The sequence below is a fragment of the Nocardia sp. bgisy134 genome (genome assembly GCF_057708325.1).
Genome location: NZ_JBYIRW010000025.1, coordinates 20,320 through 42,933, shown reverse-complemented (window position 1 = coordinate 42,933; position 22,614 = coordinate 20,320). Strand labels below are relative to the sequence as shown.

The following is a 22,614-nucleotide window of genomic DNA, read 5'->3' as shown; positions in this document are numbered from 1 at the left end:
TCGGCGGACGTTCGCATCGCTGCGATACTCATCGCCGACCTGCCAAATGCTCGTCGAGTAGACGAGCGATGGTCGGCAGCACGTGTCGCGAGGTCAGTTCGTCATGGGTGGCCGCTACGTCGTGGTTGACGACTTCGCCGGTCACATAGGGCTGCCAGCCGACCGGGCCGAAGAGGTCGGAAGTATCGACCGTGGCGCTGAAATACACCATGTCACCGTCGAATACGGGACGATGGTATCCCGTTCGGGTCCGCGCCGTCGCGTTGTACGACCGGGCCATCCGCTCGATGGCGCCCGCGTCGATCGGCGAAGCGCCGCCCAGCCGTGCTCGGATCAGATCGGCGGCCTCCTGGGCGGACGCATCGGCGGGCACATCGTGGATGCCGACGATCGGGCCGAAGGTACTGACGAAAGCGCCGGCGGACAGCTGCTCGATACTGCCACCGTCGATATCAGCGCAATCGGCGTCGAGCAACGCGAGGACGCCGACCGTGGCACCGGCGTTCTCGAGCTTCGTGGCGATCGCGTGGGCGATGAGTCCGCCGAACGAATACCCGAGGAGGTGGTAGGGCCCTGCGGGCTGCACGGCGCGGATCTCGCGGATGTACCTATCGGCCAGCTCCTCGATCGAGCGTGCCGGCGCTTCGGCACCGCGCAGGTCCGGCGCTTGTAGTCCATAGATCGGCCTGCCGGGGGCCAGCACATCCGCGAATCCCAGGTAGGTCCAGGACAATCCGGATGAGGGGTGGACGCAGAACAGCGCGGGTTCGTCGCCGCCGAGCCGGATCGGCAACACGACGTCGAGCGCAGGTCCGCGGTCGACCACCGGCAGCTCGCCGGGAAGCAGCGTCGCCCGCGCGGTGTCGGCGGCCGCGGCCAGCGCGGCGACGGTGCGATGCTCGAACACTTGCAGCGGGGTGCAGTGCACGCCCCGCTGCTTCGCCCTGGACACGAGCTGGATGGCGGTGATGCTGTCGCCGCCGAGGGTGAAGAAGGAATCGTCGGCGCCGACCTTGTCGAGGCCGAGCAACTCCGCGTAGATATCGGCGAGACTTTCTTCGGTCGGTGTCGAGGGTGTTCGGTACTCGGTCTGCCCGTCGGTGAATTTCGGTGTCGGCAACGCTGCCCGGTCGAGTTTGCCGACCGCGGTGAGCGGGATCGCATCCAGCACGACGAAGGCGGAGGGGATCATGTACGCGGGCAGGGCGTCGGCCGCTACCGCGCGCAGATGCTCGCCGTCGACCTCGGCGCCCTCGGCGGGCACTATGTACGACACCAGCACGGTCGTCCCCGCCGGTCCGGTGCGGCCGATCGTCACCGCATGGTCGACCAGTTCGTCGCGAGACAGCACGGTATCGATCTCGCCGAGCTCGATCCGCACGCCGCGAATCTCGACTTGAAAGTCGCTGCGGCCCAGATACTCCAGCTCGTACGTGTTGTCGCTCCCGATGACCCAGCGCACCATGTCGCCGGTCCGGTACATCCGCTCCCCCGGCTCGCCGCAGGGGTTGGCGACGAACCGTCCCGCGGTCGTCGCGGAGTGGTTGAAATAGCCGCGGGCCAGTGCGGGACCGGCCACATACAGTTCACCGGCGACGCCGATCGGCACCGGACGCAGCCAGGTGTCGAGCACCATGGCCGCGGCCCCACGGATCGGCCCGCCGATAGTGATCGGATCGTCCGCTTCGAGTTCGCCGCGACAGGTTGCCCAGATGCTGAACTCCGCCGGACCATACAGGTTCACCATCCGCCGCCCGCCCGACCACTGCTCGATCAGCTTCGGTGTCGCGGCCTCACCCTCGACAGCAAGCACTCGCAAGCGATCGAGGCCCGCGGATTCCATCGTGGCCAGCACCGACGGCGTGATCGCCACGTGAGTGACCCGTTCGGTGCGCAGCAGGCGAGTCAGGTCGGCGCCACCGCAGACATCCGGTGGCGAGATCACGAGCCTGCCGCCCACGCTCAGCGCGGCGAGCAGCTCGAACACCGACGCGTCGAAGCTCGGGGAGGCTACCTGCAACACGCTGGCGGTCGAATCCAGATCCAATGAATTCTTCAGGTCCGCAACCAGATTCGCCATGCCGCGATGACCGAGCAGCACCGCTTTCGGTGTGCCGGTGGATCCCGAGGTGTAGATCAGGTAGGCCGCCTGATCGATGTCGATGGGACCGCGACGCTCCTCGTCGGTGATCGGCGCGTCGGCGACCTTCTCGACCCGGCGGATCGTCTCGAGATCGTCCAGCAGCAGCCAGTCGATGGTGCTGGGCAGCGCCTCGCGGGCCGCGGTCATTGTCAGGCCGATCGGCGCCTTCGAGTCGGCGAGCATGTGCTCGATCCGCGCGATCGGATTGCGGGGATCCAGCGGCACGAAAGCCGCCCCTGTCTTGGCCACCGCCCACACCGCCACCACCGACTCCAGCGATCGACCGAGGGCGAGCGCGACGCACATCTCCCGCCGGACACCTCGGCGCAGCAACACCCGGGCGAGGCGGTTGGACCAGGCGTCGAGCTCCTCGTAGGACATCGTGAGCTCGCCCGCGCTCACCGCGATGGCGCCGGGATCGATCTGCGCTCCGGCGTAGAGGATCTCGGGAAGAGTCCGCGGCGGCACCGACTCCGCGCCACGAACCGGAAGCAGCTCGGCGCGTTCGACGTCGTCGCAGTACTGGAGCTGGGACACCAGGGCATGCGGGTTGTTCGCGAGCTGGGTCAGCAACCCGACCAAGCGATCCAGCAGCGGTCGCATCGCCTCCGGCGCGACCTGGTCGGCCGCGAACTTCAGGGTGATGCGCAGCGTGTTGTGCCCATCGCTGCCGCGGAGTGGAACAACCACGAGATTCAACGGATACGGCGTCGCGTCGGTGCCCTCGACGTCCAGCACACGCATGCCCGCGATGTCCGTTGCTGCCGCCAAAGCCTCACGGTCAATCGGGTAGGACTCGAAAACGGTGAGGGTGTCGAACAATTCGGCGAGGCCCACAGCCTTGTGGATCGCAGCAAGGCCGACGTGCTGGTGGTCCATCAGCCGCGCCTGCTCGCTCTGCAGGCGGGCCAGCAGGTCGGCCGCTGTCTCCGAGGGATCGAGCCGCACTCGCACCGGCAGCGTGTCGATGAAGAGCCCGACCATCTCCTCGACACCGGCCAGTTCCGGTGGCCTGCCGGACACCGTTGCGCCGAACACCACATCGGTTCGGCCCGTCAGTACGGCCAGCAGCATCGCCCAGCTCGCCTGCATCATCGTGTTCACCGTGGTGCCGGAACTGCGGGCGGTCGTTTCCAGCTGGTCGACCGTGTCCCGGACCAGGTCGACGGAAACCGTCCCGGCCTCGGTCGTTTCGATACCGGCCAGTGCCGGGACGGCCCGTGTCGGGGTATCGATGCCCGCGAGGTATTGCTTCCATACCGTGGTCGACGCGGCGTGGTCCTGCTCGCGCAGCCACGAAAGAAGCTCGCGGTAGGAGTGCGCGGGCGATAGCGCGGACGCGTCGCCCGTGGCGTACAGCGTCAGAAACTCGCGCACGAGCAGCGAGGTCGACCAGCCGTCCAGCACGAGGTGATGGTTGGTCAGCACGAACCGGTAGTGGTTGGGGCCGCTGCGTATGAGTGTGCAGCGCATCAGCGGCGGACGAGTCAGCTCGAATCGGGTTCTTGCGTCCAGGGCGATCACTCGATCGAGCTCCCGCTCCCGTTCCTCGGGATCGGCGACTCCGCTCAGGTCGACCTCCCGCCAGCGGATGTCGGCGTCCGACAGCACGATTTGGCGAGGCCCGTCGTCGGTCGCCACGAACGCGGCCCGCAGGATGTCGTGCCGTGCCACCACCGCCTCCGCGGCAGCGCGCAGTCGCGCGTCGTCGATCGTGCCCGCCAGCGTGAACACCGATTGCACTGTGTAGCCGTCGGCGGCATCAGGGTCGTAGATCGCATGGAAGAACAGGCCGGACTGGAGCGGTGAAAGCGGCCATATGTCGACCAGATTCGGATAGTCGTGCTCCCAAGCCTCGATCTGCGGCTGGGTGACCGCGACGAGGTCGAAGTCGCAGGGCGCGTGCCCGCCCGCTCCCGCGGTCGTGGCATGGTCGACGAGCGCCCGCAGTGCGTGCGCCCAGAGACCGGCGAGTTCGCCGACCTCGGCCGCATCGAGCAGCCGAGAAGCGTAGGCCCAGGCCGCTTCCAAGCCATTCTCGGTCAGCACGGCGTTGAGATCGATGACCGCGGCCAACGGCGCTCGGTCGTCCTGCGTTGCCGCGAAGCGTTGCGGCAGCCAGGCTCCGGTCTCGCCGCCGGTCGGCGCTCGGCCGAGATAGTTGAAGCTCAGCTGCGGTGTCGGCGCATCCGCGAACGGATCGGTGGTGCCGGCGTTCGGATAGCGAAGCATGCCGAAACCGATTCCCTTGTCGGGCATCGCGCGCAGCTGCTGCTTCGTAGTCTTGATCGCGGCGCCCGCCGCGGGGCCGCCGTCGAACGCGTCACCGAGATCGATGCCCGTCAGGTCGATGGCCACCGGATGCACCGCGGTGAACCAGCCCAGCGTGCGCGCGATATCGGCGCCGGGCAGGATGGCCTCCTCGCGACCATGGCCCTCCAGCGTGAAGAGTGAGGACCTTCGACCGCGCCAACGGCTCACCGCCATCGCGAACGCGGTCAGCAGGACATCATCAGCGCCACAATGGAATCGGTCGGGCACCGTGGTGAGCACTGCGTGCGCGACGTCGGGGGCGATAGCGGTCCGGTAGATCGCCCTCGTGGCGGCGACATCGACGGCCGGATCCAAGGTGCCCGTGCCGATCGGCGGGTCGGGTGTGGCCAGGATGCGTTGCCAGACCTGCAGTTCGACATTTCGGTCAGTCGCGTGCTCGAACTGTCCACGCGCCCAACGTCGGAACGATGTGCCGACCGGAGCGAGGGCGCCGCCAGAGGCGGCGGTCGCCAGATCTTGCAGCAGGATCCGCCACGAGACGGCGTCGGTCACGAGGTGGTGCAGCACGATCCAGCACAGTGGAGCAGCGTCGGCGCGCTCGATCAGCACGAAGCGCGCGACGATTCCCGCCTCCGGGTCGAGTTGGTCTGCGGCACGTTGCAATTCGAATTCGCCGCTATGGTCCCGATCGGGGCGCGCGGTCACGACGTCCACCAGAGTGCCTGCCACGACCGAACCCTGGCGGGCGACGTTCCATTCCCAGCCGTGATCGGTGCTTCGCAACGAACAGCGCAGCAGATCGTGATGGTCGAGGAGCGCTTGGACGGCAGCGATCAGCCGAGCGCCGTCGACGCCGGCCGGAAGACCGATCAAGACGGCCTGGCCGAACCGGCGCCAGGTATCTCCTTGGTCCAGCATCGCGCGCACGATCGGCGTGAGTTCGACGGCGCCCACTCCCCCGCCGGGTAACTCGTGCACAACTTCGGCGCGCGCCTCGGTGGCCACCGCCGCCAGCCCGGCAACGGTTTTGCGTTCGAATACCTCGCGTGCGCTGAAGCCGATCCCGGCGTTCTTCGCCCTGGAGACCAGTTGAATAGAGGAAATGCTGTCGCCGCCGAGCGCGAAGAAGCTCTCCTCGACGCCCACCGAATCCAGCCCGAGAACTTCGGCGAACAACGCGGCCAGCGCCTCCTCGCGCGGGGTCGAGGGTGGTCGGCTCATGAGTGCGTGGGAAGCGAAATCGGGTTCGGGCAGCGCCGTACGATCGATCTTGCCCAGCGGTGTCAGCGGAACGCTCTCCAGAGGCATGATCGCGGCGGGCACCATGTACGCCGGAAGCGATTCGCCAGCAGCCGCTTTCAGTGCTTCTACGCTCACCTCGATGCCCGGTTCGGGCAGCACATAGGAGACCAGGACAGTGGTGCCCGAATCGGTATCGATCCCGAGGGTGATCGCGAAGTCGATGTCCGGGTGCCGTTGCAGGACGGCGTCGATCTCGCCGAGCTCGGCCCGGAAGCCGCGCACCTTCACCTGGAAGTCGTTGCGGCCTTGATAGTCCAGCTCCAACGTACCGGAACTCTTGGTCCAGCGCGCCAGATCCCCGGTGCGGTACATCCGCTCGCCGCACGCGTACGGGTTCGCGACGAATCGGCCCGCGGTGAGGCCCGTGCGCCGGTGATAGCCGCGCGCTACTCCCCCACCCGCGAGGTACAGCTCACCGATCGTGCCCGGAGCGACCGGTCGCAACCATGAATCGAGCAGGACTGCGGAGACACCGCGGATGGGGCCACCGATCGTGACCGGCGCAGCGGGTGTCAACGCGTCGCTCAACGTCGCCGTGACGGTGGTTTCGGTGGGTCCGTACCCGTTGAGGACAGCATGGCCGGACCACCTGGCCGCCAGTTCGGCAGGGCAGGCGTCGCCACCGACGATGACAGTGCGCAGGCCGGGCAGCGTCGCCGGGTCGAGGGACCCCACCACTGCCGACGTGGCATCCAGATGGGAAACACCTTGCACGCGAAGACTGTCCGCCATCTCCTCGCCGGCGTACGCCGACGGCGGGACAACGGAGAGCATCGCTCCGGCGGCGAAGGTCACCAGGATCTCCTCGACCGAGAGGTCGAAACTCGACGAAACCGCATGTGCCATGACGGAATCGGCACCGACACCGAAGGCATGCGCCAAACTCGCGACCATGTTCGCCAAACCCCGATGGGTGACCAGCACGCCTTTGGGCGATCCGGTCGATCCCGAGGTGTAGATGATGTACGCGACCTGATCCAGGTGCACCGGGGCATGCCGCACACTGTCATCCACCGCTGCCGAGTCCTGCTCGGCGATCCGCCGACCGGTCCTGTCCTCATCGAGAACCAGCCAGTTCACCCTGTCCGGCAACAGGCTTCGCGCGGTCGATACGGTAATCCCGGCGACGACTCCACTGTCGTCGATCATGTACGCGATCCGGTCGGCAGGGTAGTCCGGGTCGATCGGCACGAAGGCGGCACCGGTCTTGGCCACCGCGAGCATCCCGAGCACCGAATCGATCGAACGCGGAATCGATATCGCCACACTGGATTCCGGGCCCGCACCCGAGGCGATCGCTACGCGCGCAAGCCGATTGGTGTATTCGTCGACCTGGCGGTAGGTCAGACAGGCGGCACCGTCGCGAACAGCGATCCCATCAGGGTTGATTTCCGCACCCGCGGAGAGTATTTCGGGGAGCGTACGAGGCGTGACGCTCGCCGGTCCTCGTGCCGGTGCCAGCTCGGCAAGCTCGTCGTCGGATACGACAGGCACCGTGGACAGGGCCGCGTCCGGGCCTGCGGCGAGAAGTTTCCGCAGGAACCGCAGGAATCGGCTGTGGTGGGTGACCAATTCGGTGTCGCTGTACAGGTTCGCATTGCCCTGGAAGTCGATGTGGGTGCTCTCGCCGCCCACACCGGGATACAGATTGAGGTACAGGTCCTCGATCGGCCCGGGGGTCAGCACATGCACTCGTCCGGTGACCGGGCCGAGCTGAACCCTGGTGTCCAGCATCATCAAGTTCACGGAGGGGCCGAATGTCGCGACCTCGTCCATCGGCCAGCCGAGGTCACGGAAGATGTCCTCCTGACGGTAACGCTGCCGCCGCAGCGCACCGGTCAGCTCGCCCTGCGCGGCGCTGATCAGCTCACCGACGGTCATGGTCGGAGCCACCCGGAGTCGCACCGGGACGACGTTGGCGATCATGCCGCCGGAACGTCGCATGGCTGCCGTCGTGCGCGCCGAGACCGGCAGACTCAATACCACCTCCGGCGCACCGGTCGTCGCGGCGAGATAGGCGCCGAACGCCGCGACCACCGTGGGTGCCACACCGGAGGCCGCCGCCGTGGCGACCGTCTCCAGCAATTCCGCTGTTTCCTGCGCCAGCACGCCCTCGACGCGCCGCGGGTGGGCGTCGATGTCGGCGGTGCGGCCGGCGAGGCTCACCGGGTCGGCCATCCCGTCGAGGTGCCGCAGCCAGTACTCCCGGTCGGCCGCGAAACGGTCGGAGCCGCGGTACGCCAGATCGGCGGCCACGATCTTCCTGAGGTTCTCGGCTCGGGAGGCGGGCGGCGGCCTTCCCTCGATCGCCGCGGTGTAGAGCTCGCCGGTACGCCGGGCCATCACCGAGACACCCATGCCGTCGAGCGCGATGTGATGCATCCGCCAGTAGGAGAACCAGTGGTCGTCGGCGATCCGCAGCATGACCGCACAGGCCAACCGATCGTTCAGCAGATCGAGAGGTGCCGAGTATTCGTCGCGCATCCAGGCGTGCGCGGCGGCCACCGGATCACGCTCATGGCGGAAGTCGACGATGCGCGCACTGTCGTCCAGGGTGGTGTCGACGCACTGAAGTGGATACCCGTCGCTTTCGATCAAGCGCAGATAGCCGGTGCCGAACTCGCGCCCGGCCTGACGCGCCGCCGGCGCCAGCCGGTCGACATCGATCGGCCCGGCCAGGTCGACATACTGGGCGATGGAGATCGGGATGTCGCCCGCGATGTGCTGGGCGAACCAGATTCCGCGCTGCGCCGCCGACAGCGGGAACGCGCCATCCGCTCCGGCCGTCATGGGCACACCATCGCGCTGCCATCGGCCGCCGCGAGCGGCTTCGAAAGCAGCATGCGGAGGTTCTCGGTGAGCGACTCGATCAGCGTGTGCATATCGTGTCCCCTGAGGCCACCACGGCGTCCGGCAGGACTTCCACGATAACTCCGAAGCGCTCGCCGGCGTAGTTGCGAATCTCTTTCACCAGGCCACCGAGCGAATCGATGGGGCTACGACTCACGTCATACGCGGTGTGGCCGGTGTCAGTTTTCTAGCGCTGCTAGGTGTGCGGCGGTTCTTGCTGGCCGCCCCCGATCCATCCGCGACCAGCCTCTGCCTCCGCTTCCGGAGCGGCGCGGTGTCCGGCCGGCTTCTGATCGATCAGGCAAGCAGTCCTGCACAAAATCGCCCTGATCGTAAGCATTTCCTCGACCCTTGCCGGGGCCGATGATCGTGAACCGGGACCGGCGGCGAAAACAACAGTTGCGCATCCTCGAGGACGAATGCCAATAGCGGGTCGGATCGCGCTGAGCGGTTCGAAGGTCGTCGTCCTGGCGGCGAGCGCCGCGGCGACGGTGAATGTGTCGGGGCGACCCCAACCGGTGCCGAGCAATGCACCCTTCCAGCCGTGATCCTCGAGCGCCTTCGCATGGTCGGTCAGCGTCGCCAGGCTGTTGTGGTCGGCCCTGGTCGGTATCGCTTCCCAATACGGATCCAGCCGCTCATATCTCCCCCGCGGTCGGTTGGGTCATCGTGGGCGTCGGTACCTTCGTCCTCTTGGCGCAAAGTGCCCTGCTGGCATTCGAATCGGGAATAGAGCATGCTCCGCCGGAGCCTCGAGCCGCGCACAGTTGGCGGTTTCCCACAAGAGGTGAAGTAGTGGCTGCAATTCTTGCCGCATCTGCGGCGATATTTGTCGGTTCGGCTGAGACGTAGGTAGCCGAGTCGGAATCGCTACCCGTCGGCCGGAAGCCGGTCGCGCGTCAGGTGACGACCGACGATGCCAGAACTTGCACGAACGCGTGGATCCCCGCCAGTGTGTGCGCGGGCATCATGATGTCGCAGAACGGCAGGGCCGCCGCCATCGCACCGGTGGCGGGCTGGAATCGGGATTCGCCCGCACGGGGATTGAGCCAGATGACGCGCCAAGCCCGGCGGCGGATGCGGGCCATCGCGCGGGCGAGGACATCGGGGGTGTCGCTGTCCCAGCCGTCCGATGCGATGACGACGACGGCGCCGCGCACCGCGTTGCCGGACGGGGTTGTGAGCAGCGCGGTGAGGGATCGCCCGATGTGCGTGCCGCCGTAGCGGTCGGCGACCTTCTCGTTGGCCCTGGCTACCGCGATATCCGGGGAACGGTGCGCCAGTACCGAAGTCAGCCTGGTCAGCGAGGTCGAGAAGGCGAAAACCTCCGGTCGGCCGGGCGAACGGTGCTGCATCGCGGCCCGCATCAGGTGCAGGTAGATCGTCGAGTACGGCTGCATCGAGCGGCTGACGTCGCAGATCATGACGATTCGGCGCGGTCGGCGCCGGGGACGAGTGCGAACCAGCACCGCAGGCTCCCAGCCCGTGCGGCGGGAGTTGTGCATCGTCGCCCGGAAGTCGATCCGCTTGCCGTGCGAATGGTTTTCGTAGCGCCTGCTGTTGCGCTGCGGCCACAGCGCCGACGTCTGCTCCAGCCAGGCGCCGACTGTCCGCAGGTCGTCCGGATCGAAGCGAGCGAACGGTTCTTGTTCCCGTGCCGCGAACCGGCTCGGCAGCACGTCCGGGAGCGCCACGCTCTTGTCGGTGGATCGGTCGGAGCCGGTTGCCGATTGCAGTGTCGCCCAAGGGACTTCACCACCGTTTCGAGACTGACCCTGACCGCCGGTGCCCGGCGTCGACGCGCGTTCGGTGGGCAGCCCGTGCGTCCGGCTCGGCGGGTCCACACCCAGCGTCGCGTCGGCGAACACCGTCGCGAAGACCGTGTCGAAGGCGGCGAGATCTTGCATGCGATCGACGAGCGTGAGTCGCATGGCCCAGTAGAGCTCGGTGCGTGACCGCGGCGCCATGCGCCGCAAAGCTTGTACGAACAGGGCGGGTCCGCTCGGCGCCACGGCGACGCCACCGCGCCGCAGCCGCGCGACCACCGCGACGGCGAATGCGGCCAGATCGATGCCGCGCAGCAGCACCGTTCCCGTCATCACCGCTCGCGCATCCGCCTGCGTACCAGAATGATTGCGAGCACGGCCGCGAGCACGAAGGCGATCGCGGGGCCATACCTTTTGATCATCGCGGGCCCCACGAGATCGACGAGGTCGAGCGGCGCGGGCTCGGATTGGGCAACGGGTTGCACCGCTCGGCTGTCCGGCCCGGCCACCGGCTGCGCGGCGGCCGAATCCCCTTCTGCGAGTTTCGCTTCCAGAGACGTGACGAATTGACTGATCATCTTCTCGGACACCTGCTGCAGCATCCCGCTGCCGAACTGGGCGAGCTTGCCGACGATCTTGAGGTCGGTGTCCACGATGACCCGGGTCCGATCGCCTTCCTCGCGCAGTTGGGTGGTGATGGTCGCCGCCGCGTTTCCGGATCCGCGGGTGTCCCGGCCGCGGCCGTCGATGACGGCGCGATGGTCGTGTTCGTCGCGCTCGACGAAGTTCGCTTTTCCGGTGAATTCGCTTGTCACCGGGCCGACTTTGACCTTCAGTTTGCCGAGGAAATCGTCTCCCTCCCAGCCGACCATCTGTGCGCCGGGCAGGAGCGGGACCACCTGTTCGAGGTCGGACAGCACCTCCCATGCCTGCTCGACCGGGGCGTTGACGGTGAACTCATTGGCGATCTTCATCGGAGTATCCCTCTCATCCGGTAGCCATGCCTTGGGTGTATTCGACGAATTCCCCGTGCAAGGTGGCACGGTCGTCGGGTGTCTTCGCCAGTGCGCTGAGCGCGGCGACCGCTTCCGGCGCGGTCAGATCGGCGACGTCGAGCGTCGCCAACGCGGCGATCCAGTCGATGGTCTCGGCGACGCCGGGCGGTTTGTCGAGATCCAGATCGCGGGCGCGGCCGACGAATCGGGTGGCGTGCTCGATCAGCACATCGGTTGCCCCGGGCACGGTGCGTCGCACGATCGCGACCGCGCGGGCCGGATCCGGGTAGTCGATCCAGTGGTAGAGGCAACGCCGCCGCAACGCGTCGTGCAGGTCGCGACTGCGATTCGAGGTCAGCACCGTGAGCGGCGGGTGCTCGGCGACGAAAGTCCCGAGTTCGGGAACCGTCACCGTGGCCTCACCGAGGAATTCGAGCAGCAGTGCCTCGAATTCGTCATCGGCACGGTCGATTTCGTCGACGAGCAGCACCGGGGGCGTCGGACCGCGATATCGCACACAGCGCAGGATGGGGCGGTCGACCAGGTAGGCCTCGGTGAACAGGTCCGCCTCGGTGAGGTCGGCGCCGCGCGCCTCGGCGAGCCGGATGCTGAGCAGCTGACGTTGGTAGTTCCAGTCGTACAGCGCTTCGCTCACGGTGAGGCCCTCGTAGCATTGCAGGCGGATCAGCGGTGCATCCAGCACCGTGGCCAGGGTCTTCGCCGCCGTCGTCTTGCCCACTCCGGGTTCGCCTTCCAGCAGCAGCGGCCGACCCAACGTGGTGGCCAGATAGAAGGCGGCGGCGGTCCCGGTATCGAGCAGGTAGTCGTCGGCGTCGAATCGCCGGACCACCTCCTCGACATCGTCGAACGGCGCGATCATGGCAACGTCGAGGCGCGCAGGCGCTCGTAGTCGTCCCAGGTGTCGACGTCCAAGGGCGCCGGTGCGTCGACGTCGAGTCGCGACACCGCGACGCGGCCGGACTCGATGAGCTTCCACACGGCCTTGTCGCCGTGCAACCGGGCCAGCTCGCCGAATGTGCTGCGGTTCAGCCAGAACGGATGCCCGACACCGTCGCGGTAGCGGCAGACGGTGATCGGAGCGGCGGTTGTCCCCTCGGCGACCAGCCGGTCGACGGTTGCCGCCGACAGTCCCGGTTGGTCACCGAGCATCAGTACTATTCCGGCGGCCCGCGGATGCACCGCGCTCAGGGCCGAACGCAACGACGACGAACAGCCCGAACCGAAGTCGTCGGCCATGACCACCTCCACCCCGGTGAGGTCGACCTGCCTGCGCACCGCTTCCGCGGCACCCCCGAGCGTGACGATGATCTGATCGAGGGCGCAGGATCGAACCACGTCGAGGGTGGCGCCGAGAACCGTCGTATCTCGATACGGCAGTACCTGTTTCGCGGTGCCGAGGCGCCGCGAGGATCCCGCGGCGAGTACGACTCCGGTGACGAATCCGATGGTCATGAGCCCGCCTTCGCCGCCGCGAAGGAATTGCGGCAGCTGGAGCCGCAGAACCAGTAGTCGACATCGTCGACGGTGAGGTGTGGTGTGTCCGGCCCGACCGTCACGGTCATACCGCACACCGGATCGAGCGCCTCGAAGACAACGCTCGCCGGGCGGGCCGGGACGGCCAAGCCACCCTTGCGGATCGCCTGGATCACTTCCGCGACAATCGAGACGGCGATCTCCGCGGACGTCTTGGCGCCGATCGGCAATCCCACCGGGGTGTGCACGCGAGCCCGCTCGGCGTCGGTCAATTCGAGTTCGTCGAGAATCGACGCGCCCCGAATCCTGCTGGCAACCAACCCGATATACCCCACGCCCGCATCGAGCGCGACGCGGATCATCTCGGCTTCCGGGCCGCCATGGCTCGCGATCACCATCGCCGTCGTGTCGGACGGTGACTCCAGCGGGTCGGCTCCGGCTACACTGCGCCGCACCGTGAATCCCACCAGTTCGCACAAGTCGGCCAGGGCGTCCGCGATAGGCGTCGCGCCGCAGATGTGCACCAGCGGCGGCGGGATCTGCGGCTCGAGGAAGATCTCCAGCGCGCCGCCGGACAGACAGGGATTCACCACCACCGCCGCGCCGGGCGCCTCGGGAAAGTGCAGATCGCCGTCGGGTAGCACACGCAGCAGCACGCTCTCGTTCGATTGCAGGGCGCCCAGCGCCGCCTTGCGGACCGAGTTCTGCGCGCACTGGCCGCCGACGAATCCTTCGATCGTCCCGTCCTGCAAGAGAATCGCCTCGTCCCCGGCGTGCGCCGAGGTCGGCTGCTGCGCGCGTACGACGGTCGCGTGCACGAACGGCGTCCTGGTGCGGACCAACTGCTGTGCACGCTCGGTCATCTTCATCGATGATCCCATCGCTCGCACCTGCTCAGATGGGTGGTGTGGCCCGCCCCTGCATCGCTTCCCAGACCCGCGACGGCGTCAGCGGCATGTCGGCGTGCCGAACTCCGAACGGCGCCAACGCATCCACCACCGCATTGACCACGGCAGGCGGTGATCCGACCGTGGCCGATTCACCGATGCCTTTCGCGCCGATCGGGTGGTGCGGCGACGGGGTGACCGTGTACCCGGTCTCGAAGTGCGGAACCTCGAGTGCCGTCGGGATGAGGTAGTCCATCAGGGATCCGCCGAGGCAGTTGCCGTCCTCGTCGAAGGCCATGATCTCCATCAGGGCCATGCCGATGCCGTCGGTGAGACCGCCGTGCACCTGGCCCTCGATGATCATCGGATTGATACGGGTGCCGCAGTCGTCGACCGCCAGGAAGCGCCGGACCTTGACCACGGCCGTCCCCGGGTCGATGTCGACGACGCAGAAGTACGCACCATACGGGTAGGTGAGATTCTCCGGGTTGTAGCAGATCTGCGCGTCGAGTCCGCCCTCGATGCCCTCGGGCAGGTCACCGGTGCCGTGTGCGCGCATCGCGATCTGCTGGATCGTCACGGCCGCGGACGGATCGCCCTTGACGTGGAACGAGCCCTTCTCCCACTCGAGGTCGGCGACGGAGACCTCGAGCATGCCGGAGGCGATGATCCGCGCCTTGTCGCGCACCTTCCGCGCCACCAGTGCGGCAGCGGCGCCCGAGACCGGTGTCGACCGGGTGCCGTAGGTGCCGAGACCGAACGGAGTCTGATCGGTGTCGCCGTGCACGACGTCGATGTCGTCCGGCGGTATGCCGAGTTCCTCGGCGACGATCTGGGCGAACGTCGTCTCGTGCCCTTGCCCCTGGGTCTGAACCGAGATGCGCACCACGGCCTTGCCGGTCGGATGGATACGCAGCTCGCACCCGTCGGCCATGCCGAGTCCGAGGATGTCCATATCCTTGCGCGGACCCGCGCCGACCGCCTCGGTGAAGAAGGACATCCCGATGCCCATCAACTCGCCGCGGGCGCGCTTGTCCTGCTGCTCTTTTCGCAAGGCGTCGTAGCCGATCATGTCCATCGCCAGGCGCATGGTCTTCTCGTAGTCGCCGGAGTCGTAGACCCAGCCGGTCTTGCTCGTGTACGGGAACTGTTCAGGGCGAAGCAGATTCCGCAGCCGTAGCTCGGCGGGATCCACCTTCAGTTCGTAGGCGAGGCAATCCACCAACCGCTCGACGAAGTACACGGCCTCGGTGATCCGGAACGAGCACGCGTAGGCTACGCCGCCGGGGGCCTTGTTCGTGTAGACCGCGGTCATCTTGCAGTAGGCGGCCTCGATGTCGTAGCTACCGGTGAAGACTCCGAAGAAGCCTGCCGGATACTTCAACGGCGCGGCCTGGCCATTGAAGGCGCCGTGATCGGCGAGCACGGTCGACCGGATGGCCAGGATCTTGCCGTCGGCGTCGGCGGCGATCTCACCGACCATGATGTAGTCGCGGGCGAACCCGGTGCTGGTGAGATTCTCGCTGCGATCCTCCATCCACTTCACCGGTTTGCCCAGCAACAACGACCCGACGATGGCACAGACGTATCCCGGATAGATGGGCACCTTGTTGCCGAACCCGCCGCCGATATCGGGTGAGACCACCCGGATCTTGTGCTCGGGCAGTCCTGCCACCAACGCGTAGAGCGTGCGGTGGGCATGCGGCGCCTGGCTCGTCGACCACAGCGTGAGCTTCCCCGTCACGGGATCGAGATCCGCGACGGCGCCGCAGGTCTCCATCGGGGCGGGATGCACTCGCGGATAGACCATCTCCTGCTTGACGACGACGTCGGCGCGCGCGAACACCGCCTCGGTCGCGGCGGCGTCGCCGGTCTCCCATTCGAAGCACTGGTTGTCCCGCTTGCCCTCGAGATCATCGCGGATCACCGGCATGTCGGGCGCCAGCGCGGTGCGGGCGTCGATCACCGGATCGAGCATCTCGTACTCGACGTTGATCAGCTCCAACGCATCACGCGCGGAGTAGCGATCCTCGGCGACGACGAAGGCCACCTCCTGCCCCTGGAACCGGACCTTGTCCGTCGCCAGCACCGCCTGCACATCGTTGGACAGCGTCGGCATCCAGGCCAGTCCCTTCGCCGCGAGATCCGCGCCGGTGACGACCGCCTTGACCTTCGGATGCGCCTGTGCCGCGGAGACATCGATGCTCACGATCCGCGCGTGCGCGAACGGCGAACGCAGGATCGCCATATGCAGCATGCCGGGCAGTTGCACGTCGTCGACGTAGTTGCCGCGTCCGCGAATGAACCGCGGATCCTCTTTCCGGAGCATCCTGCCGTGACCGCAGGGCTTGTGGTCGTTGTCGACCCGGTCTTCGGGCCGGGACTCGACGGCGGTCATGATGTGCTCCCCACCGGCGTCGGGCTGGCAGCGGGTTCGGGCTCCGCCGCTTCGCCGCGTTGCTTCGCCGCGGCCCACTGGATCGACCGCACAATGGTGGTATATCCGGTGCAGCGGCAGATCTGGCCCGAGATCGCCTCCCGGATGGTCTGCTCGTCGGGATTCGGGTTGCGGTCGAGCAGCGCGCGGGCGGTGATCATCATTCCGGGCGTGCAGAATCCGCACTGCAACCCGTGGCACTGCATGAAGCCCTCCTGCACGGGATCGAGCTTGCCGTCCACTTCGAGTCCCTCGACGGTGCGCACCGAATGGCCGCCGGCCATCACGGCCAGCATCGTGCACGACTTCACCGGTTCGCCGTCGACCTCCACCACGCAGGTGCCGCAGTTGCTGGTGTCGCAGCCCCAGTGGGTTCCGGTGAGCCGCAATTGATCTCGCAGGAAGTGCACGAGCAGGGTACGCGGCTCGACTTCCGCGGTGACCGGCTCGCCGTTGACGGTCATGGTGACCTGCATGGCTAATTCCCTTTCAGGGCAGATTCGTTCAGTACGCGCTCGACCGACGTGCGCAGCGCGCGAATCGTCAGTTCGGACGCGAGATGGAGCTTGTAGTCCGCGCTACCGCGCGCATCGGAGACAGGTGAGCACGCTGCGCTCACCTGGCGGCCCGCCTCCGCGAAGACCTCTTCGGTGTGCGGCTGACCGACGAGCGCGTCCGCCGCGGCGGTGACCGCCGACGGATCGGGGTTGACCGCCGTCAGACCGATTCGCGCGGCCGCTATCGTCCCGCCGTGCACTGTCACGGTCGCGCCTGCCGCCGCGATCGCCCAGTCGCCGACCCGCCGCTCCACCTTCGCGTAGGCGCTCGAGGTCCGATGCCGCAAGGGAATTCGGAGCTCGATCAGAAGTTCGTTGCGCGACATGGCGGTTTCGTACGGACCGACCAGGAAGTCGTCCATCGCGATCTCCCGTTCGCCGGACGGTCCGCGCACCAGACAGGTGGCGCCGAGGACCGTGCACACCGTGGTGAGATCTTCGGCGGGATCGGCCTGGCACAGCGAGCCGCCGATCGTGCCGCGGTTGCGCACGACCGGATCGGCGATCACGCGCTCGGCGTCACGGAAGATCGGGCACACCGCGGCGAGGCGGTCCGATTCGAGCAGGTTCCGATGCCGGACCATCGCACCGATGCGCACTAGGGTCGGATCGGTGACGATGTAGCCCAGTTCGGCGGCCAGGTCGTTGATGTCGATGAGATATTCCGGATTGGCCAGCCGCAGCTTCATCATCGGCAGGAGGCTGTGCCCGCCCGCGATGATGCGCGCCTCCTCCCCCAGCCGGTCCAGCAGTCCGATGGCGTGATCCACGCCCGTCGCGCGCTCGTATTCGAATGGCCCAGGGACTTGCATGTGATCTACCTCACATCATTGGGGAGAAACCAAGCCTCTGCCCCGCTGACGCCGCCGTCAAGACCGGATTAAGGAATCACTTAATTCGCTGTTCGCCCCCGTCGTGGTGGATCCTGCCGCCGGTTCGGGTCAGCGAGCGGCCGTGTCCGCCCCAGCGCCGCGCGATGATCTCGGCCGCGATGGACACCGCCGTCTCCTCGGGCGTCCGGCCGCCCAGATCGAGCCCGATCGGGCTGGCGAGCCGGGCGAGCTGCTCGTCGGTGAGGCCTGCCTGGCGCAGCCGAGACAGGCGCTCGTCGTGCGTGCGGCGCGACCCCATGGCGCCGACATAGCCGATCTCCGGCGCGCGCAGCGCCACCTCGAGCAGCGGAACGTCGAACTTGGGATCGTGGGTCAGCACGCAGACGACGGTCTGCGCATCGACCGCGCCCTCCGCGATCTGCGCGGCCAGATAGCGATGCGGCCAGTCGACGACGACCTCGTCGGCGGTCGGGAACCGGGCGGAGGTGGCGAAGACCGGCCGCGCGTCGCACACCGTGACCCGATACCCGAGGAACGATCCCTGCTGGGCGACGGCGGCGGCGAAATCGATGGCCCCGAACACCAGCATCCGCGGCTGCCTGGCATGACTGGCGACGAAAACCGCCATGCCCTCACCGCGGCGCTGCCCGTCCGGGCCGTAGGACAGCACCTCGCTGCGGCCCGTCGCGAGCAGGCCGCGTCCGTCGTCGATCACCGCGTCGTCGGCGCGCGCCGACCCCAGCGTGCCGTGCGCGGCGCTCGGCCGGATCAGCAGCCGTCGCCCCACCCTGGCGGTGTCGGGGTGCTCGATGACGGTCGCGATCGCGACCGGACGATCCGCGGCGATATCCGCGGCGACCTCGCCGAGTTCCGGAAACGTCTCCCGCGAGATCGATTCGACGAAGATGTCGATGATGCCGCCGCAGGTGAGGCCGATGGCGAAGGCGTCGTCGTCGGAGAAGCCGAACCGCTGCAGCACCGGGCGACCGGTCCGCATCACGTCGGTGGCGAGTTCGTAGACCGCGCCTTCGACGCAGCCACCGGAAACCGAACCGCCGACCGTCCCGTCCGGCGCGACGACCATGGACGCGCCAGGCGGTCGCGGTGCCGAACGGAAGGTCCGCACGACCGTCGCGACCCCAGCCGTACCCCCGCCCTTCCAGGTTGTCATCAGATCCGTGAGCACGTCCCGCATGATGCGTCCTCCAGGCGCGATGCGACTGTAGGCACTGCGTCCACCACCAAACTAGACTCGGATCGTGACGCCCGCCCAGCTTAGGGCCTACTCGACCGTGGTACGGCTCGGCTCCGTCCATGCGGCGGCCAGAGAGCTGGGGATGTCCGACGCCGGTGTCTCGCTGCACATCGCCCAGCTGCGCAAGGAGCTCGACGACCCGCTGTTCGTCCGCGCGGCGGCGGGGCTGGCCTTCACTCCCGGCGGATTGCGCCTGGCGAGCCGGGCTATCGAGATTCTCGGACTGCAACATCAAACCGCTGTCGAGGTCAGCGAGGCGGCGCACGGCAGGCGGCTGCTCCGCATCGCGGCGTCGAGCGCGTTCGCCGAACACGCCGCGCCCGGCCTCATCGATTTGTTCGCGGCGCGTGCGAAGGATCTGTCCGTCGAGCTGAGTGTGCATCCCACCAGCCAATTCCGCGGTCTGATCGAGACCCGTGCGGTGGACATCGCACTGGGACCGGGGCCGGACGGCGCCGACACGGCCCTCGCCGCCCGGCCGTTCCTGAAGTATCAGATCATTGCGGTCGCGCGCCCGGACACCCCGCTGGCGAGCGCCGCGCCACATCCGGCGCTGCTGCGGGAGCAACAGTGGATGCTGGGCCCCGGCGCGGGCAGTGTCGACGGGCACATCGCGACGATGCTGCGCGAGTTGGCCGTTCCCGAATCACACCAGCGGATCTTCCAGAGCGACGCTGCCGCCCTGGAAGAGGTCCGCCGGGTCGGAGGCATCACCCTGACGATCGGTTTCGCCGTCTCCTCCGACCTCGCGGCCGGTCGGTTGATCCATATCAAGGGACCCAGGCTTCAGGTATCCGACGAATGGTGCGCCACCACATTGCCGCCCGATTCCCGCCAGCCCGCGGCGTCGGAACTGCTGCGGTTCATCACCACCCCTCGATGCATTCAAGCGATGATCCGCGGCTCCGGCGTGGGCGTCACCCGGTTCCGACCGAAAGTGCATGTGACACTGTGGAGTTGAACGAACGAGCCGATCAGGCGGCGCGGAGGAATTGGCCGGTGCGCCGGTCGCCGAGGATCGGGGCAGCCTTTCCGTTGCCGAATACGTAGGCGCCTCCGATGAATACCGCGGTGACGGTGTCGTCGTTGCGGTTCACCATCCGCGCCAGGTTGCCGAAGTACGGTGCCGGATGCTCGGCGTAGGCGTCGAGGCTGCCATCCAGGTGAGCGGGGTCGATGACGACCGCGTCGGCCCGATCGCCGACGCGCAGGTGCCCGGCTTCCAGTCCGTACCAGTCGGCGAGTTCGCCGGTCACTCGGTGCACCGCGTGCTCTACCGTCATGAACGGCCGGCCCGCCAGCTCGGCCTCGTACACCCGGCGCAGCAACCGCAGGCCGAAGTTGTAGAAAGCCATGTTGCGCAGGTGCGCGCCGGCATCCGAGAATCCCAGTTGCACACCAGGATCGGCGGCGAACCGGTCCAGCACGTGGGGACGGTGGTTGGAGATCGTGGTGCGCCAGCGCACCTTGCCACCGTGCTCGACGACCAAGTCCAGGAACGCATCCACCGGATGCACGCCGCCGCGCTCCCTCCCGACCTGCCCGAAGGTCTTGCCGATCACCGCCCGATCGGGGCATTCGACGATCTCGGCGTCGAAGAAGTCGCGATGCCACACCCTCGGCCCATACTTCTTGTCGTAGTCCTTCCGGAACTGCCGTCGGTAACTTTCGCTGCGCATCAGCTGCCCGCGTTCGTCCAGCTGATTCGACAGGTGCAATGCGGCAGCGCCGGACCCGAATTCCTCGAACACGGGCAAGTCGATGCCGTCGGAGTACACCTCGAACGGGACCGGCAGGTGTTGCCAGCGAAAGTCGCCGCCCAGCGCGTTGAGCAACCGCGCGACCACTGGGAAGAGGGTGGCGATCGCGGGAATCGCCTTGATGTCGGCCGCCGAGAGCAGACTCGTCTTCAGCGGCTTGCGCCAGATGCCCAGCGTGGCGGCCGCCATGGAGACCAGGCTCTGCGGTCGGGCCACGTCGGGGCCGCCCTGGAGGGCACGATGGCGTTCGCGCAGGATCGCGTTGAGCCGCTTCCGTTCCTGGCTGGTAGCGAAGGTCGACGGTAGCGTTCGGGACCTGCACAGCTCTCCGTCGAGCTTGTCGAACAGCAACTGCTGGGAGGACATTCCGACGAATCCCGCGTCGAGCGCCTCGACCAGCCTGCGTTCGATCGCCGCCAGTTCGCCGGCCTCGGGCCGCACGTCGTGGCGGGTGGCGCGGTCGAGCCCGAGTTCGGCAGCCCGGATGTCCGAATGTCCCAGGAAGCTGGCAATATTCGCGCCCAGCGGCAACCGCTCCAGCGCCTCGACGTATTCCTGGGCGCTGCGCCAGGTCTTGTGATCGGCCACGGCCTCGATGACGTACGGGCGCGGAATAGCCTCTACCCGGCCGAACAGATCGCCTGCCGTCTCCGGGTCGACATGCACCGCCGACAGTGAGCAGGAGCCGAGCAGAACGGTGGTGACACCGTGTCGCACCGACTCCGACAGCGCCGGGTCCAGGAGCACCTCCACGTCGTAGTGGGTGTGGATGTCGACCATGCCGGGGATCACCCACTTGTCGTTGGCGTCCACGACGGTGCCACACCCGGTTTCGTCGAGCGGCTCGGCCGAGACGATCGCCACCCGCCCGTCGCGGATGCCGATGTGACGAATCGCCGAGGGTGCGCCGGTTCCGTCGAACCAGCGGCCACCTTTGATGATGCCGTCGTACATGGGATTTCTCCTTACTCCCCTCGGTCACAGCCTGCGGTCACCGCGCTGGCCACGCCGCGAATCGGAATCTCGCCCCGGGCGAGGCGGCCGGTTGTCTTGCGCGGCAGCGGTTTCACTGTGATTGCCCGGCATGCGGGGGTCACTCTCCTGTAGGGCTGACGGTCGACGAGGACCGGGCCGGGCGTGATGTGGCACACGCTAGCACTGGCTTGACACCGTGTCTAGTGAGTGACTGCTTGTCTAGCGTGTGACGGCGTCCCTGGAGAACGAGTCCGCCGCCGCTCACTGCCCGCCCGGGCAGAAGCGGTTGACCCGTGCACGCATCGCGAAGGCGGCGCGCCAACTGTTCGTCCTGGCGTTCGGTGTCGGGCGGGGAATGATTCGAAGGAGAACTCGTGCGACAGAGCCGGACATCGGGTGGGCTCTGTCGCGACGACCGATCGGGCTTGCGCGGCTGGATGCCGTCCAGCTGTGCGTCAGGCGTACGGCGCGTAGCCTTCCGTGCGGATGAGGACGTAGCCCGCACTGTAGGCAGAGTCGATGGTGGTCTGATCGACGGCGAGGACGTTGTCCTGGCGCGCTTCGCTCCAGAACAGGTAGAGCGGGCGGGTGCCGGGCGCCTGGGCGGTGTGGACGTATCCCTGGACGCCGATGTAGGTGTAGCCGGCGCTGTAGGCGGAGTCGATTCCCACCGGTGTCGCTGTGCTGAAGTTGTCCTGGCGGGCGTTGTTCCAGAACAGATGCAGCGGCACGGTGCCCGGCTGCTGGGTCTCGTAGACGAACGCCTCCTTGCGGATGGGCAGATAGGCGGCCGCTACGGCGCTGTTCTCGTCGTTGAGGTTGCCGGTGGTGAAGTTGTCGCCGCGGTCCGGATTCCACCAGGTGTAGAGCGGGTACAGGACCGGTATGTCCGCGTGCGCGGCGGGTGTGGCAGCGATGATCGCGCCTGCGAATCCGGCAGCGGCGAGCAGCGCAGCTACCCACCCCTTGCCCCGCTGGCGACGGAAACGTGCGTTTTCGGACATGAGACACCCTCCGTGGTAGTGGCCGACCCGCCTCTGCTTCGAAAGTGTTTGTCGGCCAACTGCTTACATGCAGATCAACGGT

Annotated in this window: 13 protein-coding genes and 1 pseudogene; 1 reads left to right on the top strand and 13 read right to left on the bottom strand. The window is 67.4% G+C overall.

What is annotated here, in order from left to right; all coding sequences use genetic code 11:
* Positions 1-28: 28 nt before the first annotated feature.
* The 11 genes and pseudogenes from AC3ERS_RS32550 to AC3ERS_RS32500 all read right to left on the bottom strand — a co-directional run bounded on the left by AC3ERS_RS32550 (position 29) and on the right by AC3ERS_RS32500 (position 18,733).
* Positions 29-8,509, bottom strand: coding sequence for an amino acid adenylation domain-containing protein (locus AC3ERS_RS32550; RefSeq protein ID WP_431971978.1), 8,481 nt, complete (start codon positions 8,507-8,509; stop codon positions 29-31).
* A gap of 479 nt (positions 8,510-8,988) precedes the next feature.
* Positions 8,989-9,182, bottom strand: a pseudogene (locus AC3ERS_RS32545) (LLM class flavin-dependent oxidoreductase); the annotation flags it as partial.
* A gap of 286 nt (positions 9,183-9,468) precedes the next feature.
* Positions 9,469-10,668, bottom strand: a complete 1,200-nt coding sequence (locus tag AC3ERS_RS32540; RefSeq protein WP_431971977.1) for a vWA domain-containing protein — start codon at positions 10,666-10,668, stop codon at positions 9,469-9,471.
* Positions 10,668-11,309 carry an SRPBCC family protein gene (locus AC3ERS_RS32535; protein ID WP_431971976.1) on the bottom strand — a complete coding sequence of 214 codons (642 nt, stop codon included), beginning with the start codon at positions 11,307-11,309 and terminating at the stop codon, positions 10,668-10,670. Before AC3ERS_RS32535 ends, AC3ERS_RS32540 begins: the two co-directional genes overlap by 1 nt.
* A 13-nt stretch (positions 11,310-11,322) precedes the next feature.
* Positions 11,323-12,210, bottom strand: a complete 888-nt coding sequence (locus AC3ERS_RS32530; RefSeq protein ID WP_431971975.1) for an AAA family ATPase — start codon at positions 12,208-12,210, stop codon at positions 11,323-11,325.
* Positions 12,207-12,803 carry a nucleotidyltransferase family protein gene (locus AC3ERS_RS32525; protein WP_431971974.1) on the bottom strand — a complete coding sequence of 199 codons (597 nt, stop codon included), beginning with the start codon at positions 12,801-12,803 and terminating at the stop codon, positions 12,207-12,209. The genes AC3ERS_RS32530 and AC3ERS_RS32525 overlap by 4 nt, the downstream gene beginning before the upstream one ends.
* On the bottom strand, positions 12,800-13,693 hold the full coding sequence (locus AC3ERS_RS32520; RefSeq protein WP_431972026.1) for an XdhC family protein: 894 nt from the start codon (positions 13,691-13,693) through the stop codon (positions 12,800-12,802). Before AC3ERS_RS32520 ends, AC3ERS_RS32525 begins: the two co-directional genes overlap by 4 nt.
* Before the next feature lie 25 nt (positions 13,694-13,718).
* Complete coding sequence (locus AC3ERS_RS32515; protein ID WP_431971973.1) at positions 13,719-16,109, bottom strand: aerobic carbon-monoxide dehydrogenase large subunit; 2,391 nt, start codon at positions 16,107-16,109, stop codon at positions 13,719-13,721.
* A complete protein-coding gene (locus AC3ERS_RS32510) occupies positions 16,106-16,624 on the bottom strand; it encodes a (2Fe-2S)-binding protein (protein ID WP_431971972.1) in 519 nt (172 codons plus the stop codon). The genes AC3ERS_RS32515 and AC3ERS_RS32510 overlap by 4 nt, the downstream gene beginning before the upstream one ends.
* Positions 16,625-16,626: 2 nt before the next feature.
* Entirely contained in the window at positions 16,627-17,517 is an 891-nt protein-coding gene (locus tag AC3ERS_RS32505; RefSeq protein ID WP_431971971.1) for an FAD binding domain-containing protein, read from the bottom strand.
* Between the two features lie 76 nt (positions 17,518-17,593).
* A complete protein-coding gene (locus tag AC3ERS_RS32500; protein ID WP_431971970.1) occupies positions 17,594-18,733 on the bottom strand; it encodes an XdhC family protein in 1,140 nt (379 codons plus the stop codon).
* Between the two features lie 64 nt (positions 18,734-18,797).
* Between AC3ERS_RS32500 and AC3ERS_RS32495 the strand changes: the two genes are divergently transcribed.
* The gene (locus AC3ERS_RS32495; RefSeq protein WP_431971969.1) at positions 18,798-19,754 is read left to right on the top strand and encodes a LysR family transcriptional regulator; all 957 of its coding nucleotides are present in this window, start codon (positions 18,798-18,800) and stop codon (positions 19,752-19,754) included.
* 13 nt (positions 19,755-19,767) lie between these two features.
* Here AC3ERS_RS32495 and AC3ERS_RS32490 read toward each other — a convergent pair whose 3' ends face one another.
* Both AC3ERS_RS32490 and AC3ERS_RS32485 read right to left on the bottom strand, forming a co-directional pair.
* The gene (locus tag AC3ERS_RS32490; protein WP_431971968.1) at positions 19,768-21,507 is read right to left on the bottom strand and encodes an N-acyl-D-amino-acid deacylase family protein; all 1,740 of its coding nucleotides are present in this window, start codon (positions 21,505-21,507) and stop codon (positions 19,768-19,770) included.
* Between the two features lie 476 nt (positions 21,508-21,983).
* Positions 21,984-22,532, bottom strand: a complete 549-nt coding sequence (locus AC3ERS_RS32485) for a hypothetical protein (protein WP_431971967.1) — start codon at positions 22,530-22,532, stop codon at positions 21,984-21,986.
* Positions 22,533-22,614 lie beyond the last annotated feature (82 nt).